Origin of the sequence: Kineococcus siccus (assembly GCF_009906795.1) — a bacterium.
In the GTDB taxonomy this organism is placed as follows: domain Bacteria; phylum Actinomycetota; class Actinomycetes; order Actinomycetales; family Kineococcaceae; genus Kineococcus; species Kineococcus siccus.
This window is the reverse complement of the sequence record NZ_JAAALN010000186.1, coordinates 1-8,589: the sequence shown is the minus strand read 5'-3', so window position 1 is coordinate 8,589 and position 8,589 is coordinate 1. Positions and strand designations below refer to the sequence as shown.

8 protein-coding genes are annotated in these 8,589 nt (G+C 76.8%); 2 read left to right on the top strand and 6 right to left on the bottom strand.

Features of this window, described 5'->3' with window-relative positions; translation table 11 throughout:
• Positions 1-54 precede the first annotated feature (54 nt).
• The 4 genes from GTR02_RS17070 to galE all read right to left on the bottom strand — a co-directional run bounded on the left by GTR02_RS17070 (position 55) and on the right by galE (position 5,189).
• Entirely contained in the window at positions 55-1,542 is a 1,488-nt protein-coding gene (locus GTR02_RS17070) for a DUF1800 family protein (RefSeq protein ID WP_205709487.1), read from the bottom strand.
• A gap of 65 nt (positions 1,543-1,607) precedes the next feature.
• Positions 1,608-3,152 carry a glycosyltransferase family 39 protein gene (locus GTR02_RS17065; protein WP_166608692.1) on the bottom strand — a complete coding sequence of 515 codons (1,545 nt, stop codon included), beginning with the start codon at positions 3,150-3,152 and terminating at the stop codon, positions 1,608-1,610.
• An 83-nt stretch (positions 3,153-3,235) separates the two neighbouring features.
• Complete coding sequence (locus GTR02_RS17060; protein WP_166608691.1) at positions 3,236-3,991, bottom strand: decaprenylphospho-beta-D-erythro-pentofuranosid-2-ulose 2-reductase; 756 nt, start codon at positions 3,989-3,991, stop codon at positions 3,236-3,238.
• A gap of 229 nt (positions 3,992-4,220) precedes the next feature.
• Complete coding sequence (gene galE, locus GTR02_RS17055) at positions 4,221-5,189, bottom strand: UDP-glucose 4-epimerase GalE (protein WP_166608690.1); 969 nt, start codon at positions 5,187-5,189, stop codon at positions 4,221-4,223.
• Positions 5,190-5,242: 53 nt separating this feature from the next.
• On the opposite strand from galE, the gene manA reads away from it, so the two are divergent.
• Both manA and GTR02_RS17045 read left to right on the top strand, forming a co-directional pair.
• Positions 5,243-6,427: a mannose-6-phosphate isomerase, class I gene (gene manA, locus GTR02_RS17050; RefSeq protein WP_166608689.1), complete on the top strand. Its 1,185-nt coding sequence runs from the start codon at positions 5,243-5,245 to the stop codon at positions 6,425-6,427.
• Between the two features lies 1 nt (position 6,428).
• Positions 6,429-6,965, top strand: a complete 537-nt coding sequence (locus GTR02_RS17045; protein WP_166608688.1) for an alpha/beta hydrolase — start codon at positions 6,429-6,431, stop codon at positions 6,963-6,965.
• 15 nt (positions 6,966-6,980) lie between these two features.
• Here the strand turns inward: GTR02_RS17045 and GTR02_RS17040 are convergent, their stop codons facing one another.
• Positions 6,981-7,736: an NAD-dependent epimerase/dehydratase family protein gene (locus GTR02_RS17040; protein ID WP_166608687.1), complete on the bottom strand. Its 756-nt coding sequence runs from the start codon at positions 7,734-7,736 to the stop codon at positions 6,981-6,983.
• A gap of 36 nt (positions 7,737-7,772) precedes the next feature.
• Entirely contained in the window at positions 7,773-8,534 is a 762-nt protein-coding gene (locus GTR02_RS17035) for a TIGR03089 family protein (RefSeq protein ID WP_166608686.1), read from the bottom strand.
• Positions 8,535-8,589: the final 55 nt, after the last annotated feature.

Below are 8,589 nucleotides of genomic sequence, written 5' to 3'. Positions count from 1 at the left end.
GGGCGGGACTCGTGGTCCGGCCGGTGGTGGGGCGCGGGAGCGGCATGCGGGAGGTCACCTCGTGCAGAAGGTCGGGGAGTCCAGGACGAGGGCCACGAGGTACTGCAGGTTCTCCTGCACCCAGCGGTCCCCCGGGCCCAGCGGGGTGCCGGCGCCGCGGCCGGTGTACTGCAGCAGCGCGGCGCGCTCCTCGGCGCCCAGCGGGGAGCCGATCAGGCGCAGCGCGAGCGCGTCGACGAGGCCGCCCCACGTGGAGGGGACCGCGTCGAGCAGCTGGGTGGCCGGCACGAACCGGAGCTCCTTGGGGTACCACCCGCCGGCGAAGTCCATGTGCCGGTTCCAGCGCAGCAGGGTCCCGCTGGGGGAGGCCCAGGCGGCGGCGACGTCGGGGTAGCCGTTGGGTGCGCCCCAGGCCATGGGGGCGTGGCCCGCGTCCAGCGCGTGCCAGAACAGCTTGACGATGCCGGCCGTGCCCGCGGGCTCCATGCCGGTGCCGAGCGTGCGCAGCGTCGCCACGAAGTCCTCCTGCGGCGTGCGGACCTTGGCCCCCGCCGACGCCGCGAACTCCGGCGAGGTGAACAGCACGCGCAGGACGGGGACGACCTGGGCGCCCGTGGAGCGCCAGACCTGCGCCATCCGGTCGACCAGCGAGGCGGGCGGGTCGTCGGAGACGAAGCGCACGGCGAGGCGGCGGCTCACGCGGGCCGCGGTCGCGGGGTGCACGGCGAGCCAGCGCAGGTAGGCCTCGATCCAGCGGAAGCCGTCCGCCGGGGCGTGCGCGGGGTAGCCGAAGCCGAAGACGGTGCCGCCGCCGCCGTCGTGGCGCGCGGGGTCGAACACCGACGCGCCGGAGTCGCTGATCCGCAGGCCCGTCAGCAGCCGCGCCCCCGTCTTGACGTCGGCCTCGGTGAACCCCGCGTCGACGCCGACCGTGTGCAGCTCGAGGAGCTCGCGGGCGTAGTTCTCGTTCGGCGCCCCGGCCCGGGAGCTCGTGTTGTCGAGGAAGGAAAGCATGGCCGGGTTGCGCGCGGAGTCGACCAGCATGTCGGCGAACGAGCCGAACGCGTGCCGGCGGATCACGGTGCGGTCGTAGTCCTGCCGGCTGGCCCAGACGTCCGAGCTGGGGCACGCGACGTGCAGGAGGTTGTTGAAGACGTCGACGACGACCTCGAACAGCTGGCGGCGCGACCAGATCTGGCGGGCCAGCGTGAGGCGGCCCACGTCGAACATGAGGTTCCACTCCACGGCGGGGTAGCCGCCGCGGTAGACGTCCTCCGCCGAGCGCTGGTAGCCGGGGAAGCGCCGCACGAACTCGTCGACCGCGCGGTCGTCGATCGCGCCGGGGTTGAGCTGGGCGTCCAGCCAGCCGCGCGTGCCCAGGCGCGCGATCTCCGCGCGCGACTCGGGCGTCGGGCCGTACGTGGCGCGGCGGAGCAGGTGCAGCTGGGCGGCGTCGTCGCTCGGGACCAGGCGGGACGCGGGCGCCACGGAACGGCGGGCACGGCTCACCACGGGAGCGTCGGACAGGCGGGGCACGGGCACGAACAGAGGTTCGGCCGACGATCTCGAAAGCTTGAGCCGTCCGGGTGAGGGGCTCGCCGGCCGCGTCAGCCGGGGGGCAGCGCCACGTACAGCCGGACGCTGAAGGCCCGCTCGTCGTGGGCCGAGACCAGGCGGTAGCCGTCGGCGAGCAGCTCGGCCTTGCGCTTGTCGCCCGCGCTCGCGGTCACGACGGGGCCCGGGCCGCCGATGACCCAGACGCGCCGCACGCCGGCCATCGCGGCCGTCAGGTCGTCGGGGGAGCGCTCGATGCCGACGAGCGTCGCCGACTCCGCCGCCGAGCGGGCCAGCGCGACGTCGCGGACGCCCGCGAACGCGGCCGGGTAGAGCTGGTTGATGACGCGGTAGCGGTAGTCGCCGTCGGGCAGGAAGAGGACGGCGTCGCCCGGCTGCTTCTCGCGCGCGACGTAGGCCGCCGTCGCGCGCATGTTCTCGCCGTGCCCGATGACCGGGCTGCGGAAGACGAACTGCATCGGCAGGCCGGTGCCCGCCATCAGCGCGACGAGCAGGCCGGCGGCGACGACGGGCAGGTGCGCGAGCCGGCGGCGCCCCCGCCACGCCACGGGCACGGCGACCGTGGCGACCGCGGCCAGCAGCAGGCACGTGCCCGGCGCGACGAACACGAGGTAGCGCGTGGTCCAGAACGGCCGGACCTGCGACACGGCCCACAGCAGGGGCACCGGCACGACGCCCCACAGGACGCCGAGCAGGACGAGGCGCCGGGCGCGCGCGACGGCGACCGCGACGACCGCGGCGACCCCGGCCACGACGGCGCCCGCGGGGGAGCCCAGCGCGAACGTCGCGTGCTCGAGCAGCTCGGCGGGTTCCGGCGGCAGCAGGAACGCCACCTGGGCCTGCTGCGTGCTCTGCGCCCACAGCAGCGGCAGGCACAGCAGGCCGCCGGCGGCCGCGGCCAGGACGCCGGGCCGGCGGTGGCGGGCGGGCCCCGTGAGGACCCAGCCGGCGTGGCCGAGCACCACGAGCAGCGCCACGGTGTTGGTCGCGACGATCGCGGGCAGCGACAGCGCGTAGGCGAGCCACCAGCCCCGCGCCGCGCGCGGCGAGCGGGCGGCGCCGGTGCTCGCGCGCAGCAGCAGGTAGGTCGAAGCCGTGACCAGCAGCGCGGCGACGGCGTAGGGGCGGGCCTCCTGCGCGTAGCGGCTGACGAACGGCATCGACACCCACAGCAGCGCCGCGCTCGCCCCGGCGAGCCGGCCGGTGCGCCCGCCGCCCGCCGCGCGGCGGGCGGTGCCGTACAGCAGCGGCCCCGTCAGCGCCGCGGCGACCACCGAGATGCCGCGGACCTCGGTGATGTCGACGTCGCGGCCGAACAGCGCGTGCGCGAGGAGGTAGAAGGGGGCGTGGACGAGGTCGACCGTCTGGACGAGCTCCCAGATCTCCCGGTAGCTGCGCGAGGCCACCGCGATCGTGACGGCCTCGTCGCGCCACGGGCTGGGCGTGGCCAGGCGCCACGAGAAGACGAGCAGCCCGAGGGCGGCGGCCGCGACGCCGGCCAGCCGGTCGAGGCGCGCACCGCGCGCGGGCGCGGCCGGGCCGGGCGTGCGCTCAGAGCCGCGCCGGGCCGGGGGCACCCGCTCGGCCGAGCGGCGCTCGACGGAGGGCTGCCCCCCGGACCCGGGGGCGGACCGTGTGCTCGACAGGACGACTCCGGCGCTCAGACGGGCAGGCGCCGGAACACCGGCGCGGGGACGTGGCGCAGGACGGACATCACGTACCGCATGGGCTCGGGAGCCCACACCGTCTCCTTGCCGGAGCGCACGGCGTCCACGGTCACCTCGGCCACTCGTTCGGCGGACACGGACAGCGGGGCGGCCTTCAGCCCCTGCGTCATCTTGGTGGTGACGAAGCCGGGCCGCACGACGACGACGCGCACCCCGGCCGGGCGCAGCGCCTCGCGCAGCCCCGTGAAGAAGGCGTCGAAGCCCGCCTTCGTCGAGCCGTACACGAAGTTGGACCGCCGCGGGCGCTCGCCGGCGACGGAGGACAGCGCCACGAGCACGCCGTGGCCCTGGCCGCGCAGCCGCTGCGCGAGCCGCACGCCGAGCGCCACGGGGGCCGTGTAGTTCACGGTCGCGATCTCGGCGGCCGCGTCCGGGTCCTGCCACAGCTGCTCGGCGTCCCCCAGCAGCCCGAAGGCCAGGACGGTCACGTCGACGTCGCCGTGGGCGAACGCCTCCTCGAGCACGCGCTCGTGGCCGGGGAGGTCGGTGGCCTCGAAGTCGACCGTGCGCACCTCGTGACCGCGTCCGTGCAGCCGGGTCACGGCCGCGTCGCGCCGCGGGCCGGGGCGGGCCGCGAGCGTCACCTGCAGCGACCGCGCCGGGCTCAGGCGCTCCACGACGGCCAGCCCGATGTCGGACGTGCCGCCGAGCAGCAGCACGGAGCGGGGGTTGCCGAGGGCATCGATCACAGCGGGACTCTCCTGGCGGTCGGACGTCGGGCGGCGGTCCGGGGCGGGACCGGCGCGGACCGCGTGCCGGTGCTCGGCCCGCACGATCGCGCTCACGTCCCGGTCGGGGCGGGTCCTGGACCCGCCCAACCGCTGATCGACCCTAGCAACGCCCCGCGCGCCCGCCCGCCGGTGCGGCCCCCCGGCGTGCGCGGATCCTGTGCAGACCTCCGCGCCGGGAAGCGCGCGGTCAGCGGGCTCCGGGGCGGGCCTCCCACGCCGAGGCGACGATGTCGTGCAGGTCCCTGCGCGCCGACCAGCCGAGGGTGTCGCGGATGCGGCTGACGTCGGCGACGAGCTGCGGCGGGTCGCCCGCCCGGCGCCCGCGGACCTCGGGCTCGACGTCGACGCCGGTGACGGCGCGGATCTCGGCGAGGACCTGCAGGACGGAGGCGCCCACGCCCGTGCCGACGTTGAAGACGTCGAAGGGGCGCTCGTCGGCCTCGAGGTGGTCCAGCGCCGCGAGGTGCGCCGCCGCCAGGTCGTGCACGTGGACGTAGTCGCGGACCGCGCTGCCGTCGGGCGTGTCGTAGTCGTCGCCGAACACGACGGGCGCGCGGCCCTCGGCCAGCGCCGCGAAGACGATGGGGATGAGGTTCATCACGGCCGTGTCGCCCAGGTCGGGCCAGCCGGCGCCCGCGACGTTGAAGTAGCGCAGGTTCGCGGCGCGCAGGCCCCAGGCGCGGCCCGCGGCGCGCGTCATCCACTCGCCGACCAGCTTCGTCTGGCCGTAGGGGTTGATGGGTTCCGCGGGCCCGTCCTCGCGCACGACGGCCGTGGCGGGCGCGCCGTAGGTCGCGGCGGAGGAGGAGAACACGAGCTTGCCGACCCCGCCGTCCTCCATGGCCTGCAGCAGGTTCGCCGTCCCGCCGACGTTCTGGTGCCAGTACCGGGCCGGCTTGGCCACCGACTCCCCGACCTGCTTGCGGGCGGCGAAGTGCACCACGGCGCTCACGTCGTGCGCCGCGATGGCGGAGCCCAGCAGCGCGGGGGCCGCGTCGCTCGCGAGGTCCACCTCGACCACCGTGGCCCCGCCGATCCGGTCGGCGACGCCGTTGCTCATGTCGTCCACGACGACGACCTGCTCCCCCCGCTCCTGCAGGAGCCGCACCACGTGCGAGCCGATGTACCCCGCGCCACCCGTCACCAGAACGCTCATGGCCGCGAGCGTAGTTGCCCCGCCGCGGGGGGCCGGCTGGCTAGGGTCGGTGCGTGCACCGGCTCACCAACCGCGTCCAGCCCTACGCGTGGGGTTCGACGACCGCCCTCGCCGAGTTCCTCGGGCAGGCGAGCGACGGCTCGCCGCAGGCCGAGCTGTGGATCGGGGCGCACCCCTCGGCGCCGTCCGCGCTCGTGCCGACGGGGCAGGGGCTGGACGAGCTCGTCGCGGCCGACCCCGAGGGCGTGCTGGGGGCGCAGCGGACCTCCGATCGGCTGCCGTTCCTGCTCAAGGTGCTGAGCGCGGCCGCCCCGCTGTCGCTGCAGGTGCACCCCGACCGCGAGCGCGCGGCCCGCCGGTTCGCCGAGGAGGAGGCCGCCGGCACCCCCGTCGACGCCCCGCACCGCCTCTACCGCGACACCGAGCACAAGCCCGAGCTGCTGTACGCCCTGGAGCCGTTCGCGGCGATGGCCGGCTTCCGGGAGCCGGCCGCGGCGCGGGAGCTGCTCGCGGGCCTGGCGCTGCCGGCCCTGCCCCCGGAGGCCGCGGACCTCCTCGCGGCGCTGCTCGACGACCTGGCCGGGGCCGATCCCGCCGCCGCCCTGCGCGCCGCGACGCGGCGGGCGCTCACCGCGCCGGCGGCCGGCGTCGCCGCGCTCGTCGAGGCCGTCGCGACCGCCTGCGAGGCCCTCGACGACCCGTCCGCCGCGTGCGCCGTGCAGCTCGCGGGGCACTACCCGGGCGACCCGGGCGTCCTCGTGTCCCTGCTGCTGAACCAGGTCCGCCTGGCGCCCGGCGAGGCGCTGTACCTGCCGGCCGGCAACGTGCACGCGTACCTGTCGGGCACGGGCGTGGAGCTCATGGCGAGCTCCGACAACGTCCTGCGCGGCGGGCTGACGCCCAAGCACGTCGACGTCGCGGAACTCCTCGAGGTCGTGGACTTCCGCGTCCTGCCCGTGCCCCTGCTCGCACCGCGGCCGGTCGGCGAGGACGAGCTCGTCTTCGCCCCCGACGTCGACGACTTCGCGCTCACCGTGCTGCGCGTGGGCCGGCCCACGACGTGGGAGCGCCGCGTCCCCCGGGCGCTGCTGGGCCTGGAGGGCGAGGTCACCGTCACCTCCACCGCGGGGGAGCTGACCCTGGTGCGGGGCCAGTCGGCGTTCGTCACGGCGGCCGAGCACCCGCTGACGATCGCGGGGGACGGCCGGATCGCCTGCGCCGCACCCGGAGAGCGCTGACGTGGCGCGCCGCGCAGTGCTCTTCCACGGCACGGGCGCGAACCCCGACGTGGCCTGGTACCCGTGGCTCGCGGCGCGGTTGCGCGCCCGCGGGCACGAGGTGGAGGTGCCGCACCTGCCGACGCTGAACGTCGAGCCGGTGGCGACGCTGCTGCCGCGCGTCCTCGCGGCGCACCGCTTCGACGCCGACACCGTCCTGGTGGGCCACTCCGGCGGGGCGGCGTTCCTGCTGGCCCTGCTCGAGCACCTCGACGCGCCCGTCGCGCAGGCCGTCCTCGTGGCCGGGTACTCCACCCCGCCGAACGACGCCGAGGAACCCGTCCTGCAGGAGCGCTACGACTGGGCGCGGATCCGGCGCGCCGCCGCGGACCTCGTCTTCGTGAACTCCGTCGACGACCCGTACGGCTGCGACGCCGAGCAGGGCCGCGTCCTCCTGCACCACCTGGGCGGCACCCAGGTCGTCCGGCCGCGCGGGCACTTCGGCGACGCCGACGACCCGTGCGAGGAGTTCCCGCTGCTGGAGCGCCTGGTCCTCTGACCCGTTCCCCGACCCTCAGCCCGGGAGGGTGCAGGTGGTGACGGCGCGGCCGTCGTCCTCGACGTCTCCGGCGTAGGCCTCGGCGTCGAGCACGGGCTCGTAGCCCAGGTCGGCGCGGGCCGTGGTGAGGTCCCAGCGCTGGCGGGTGTTGGCCGAGACGCCCGGGTAGACGCCGAAGGCGACGTCCGCCGCGAGGGCCCGCACCACCAGCTGGCGCAGGTCCGCCGGGCCGAGCCAGCCCGTGAGCTGGCTCGACTGCGTCGGGCGCTCGACGGTCGCACCGAGCCGCAGGCCGATCGCGGAGGGGCCGCCGCGCACGGCGTGCACCCCGGCGAGCGCCTCGTCGAACGCCTTCGTCGCGCCGTAGGGGCAGCAGGGCGCGGGCGCCCACGACGCCTCGACGGGGAAGCGGCCGGCGGACTCGTGGCGGCCCATGGCGTGCACCGAGCTGGCGAAGACGACGCGCCGGACGCCCTGCTCCCGGGCCGCGCCCAGCAGGGCCGCGAAGCCGTCCACGTTCGGGCCCTCGAGCTCGTCCCACTCCGCGCCGGGCCGCGGGTCGCCGGCCAGGTGCACCACGGCGTCGATCCCGGACAGCGCGCGCCGCAGCAGGTCCCGGTCGGTCAGCTCTCCCGTGACCACCTCGGCGCCGGGCGGCGCGTCGGCCGCCACGCGGTCCAGCAGTCGCAGCGCCACGCCGTCCAGGCCGGGCAGCAGCTGCTGCCCGACGCTGCCCGCCGCACCCGTCACCAGCACCCGTCGCGCGTCCACGCGCCCATGCTGGCGCGGCGGGGGCGGAGTCGCCCGTCAGGCCGGCTGCACCTGCGTGACCCGCTCGGTGGCGCGCACGTGCTCGTCGAGGACCGCGAGCTCGGGCACGAGGACGACCGAGCCCGCGCGCACCCACGCGGCCAGGGCCGAGGTGACCACGTCGGCCGGGCCGGCCGCGGTGAGCAGCCGCACGCCGATGCTCCACGCCGCCCCGGCCGCGAGCGCGCCGACGAGCAGGTCGGCGTGCGCGACGGTCCTCCCGCCGGCCACGAGCGCGGGGTCACCCGGCTGCGGCGGCGCGAGCGGGGAGTGGTGGTCGCCGTAGCCGGTGATGGTGCGCGCGTAGTCCAGGACGCCGTCGGGCAGCTCGGCGCCGAAGTCGCGGGCCAGCGGCGCGAGGCTGACCGCGACGGTGTCCGTCCCCGCTGAGGCGCTGCGCCGCAGCACGTCCGGGGCCGCGGCCACGAGCACGTCGACGGCGGGCAGCTCGGCCGCCTCGTCCACCAGGAGCACCCCCGCCCCGGTGGACCACACCGCGAGCTGGAGCACGAGGGTCCGCCAGTGCGTCGGCAGGGCGAGCCCGACCCGCGCGCCGGGGCCGACGTCGAACTCCTCCTCGAGGAGGTTGGCGGTCTTCGCCACCCAGGTGGAGAGCACGCGCGCGGACAGCTCGACGCGCTCGCCGCTGCGGGCGTGGTCGGCCGCGTACCAGGTGAGCCGGGGCGTGCCCGGGTCGTCCGCGGTCAGCCGCTGCAGGAGCGCGGGCACGGACGCGGGGACACCGGGCGGCAGGGACACGCGGGACACCGTACGGGCGGGGGACGGCGTCGGCCCGACCCACTAGCGTCCCGTC

Bases quoted from the DNA above. Each gene is read 5' to 3' on its own strand.
- galE (WP_166608690.1), bottom strand. From the start codon at position 5,189: ATGAGCGTTCTGGTGACGGGTGGCGCGGGGTACATCGGCTCGCACGTG.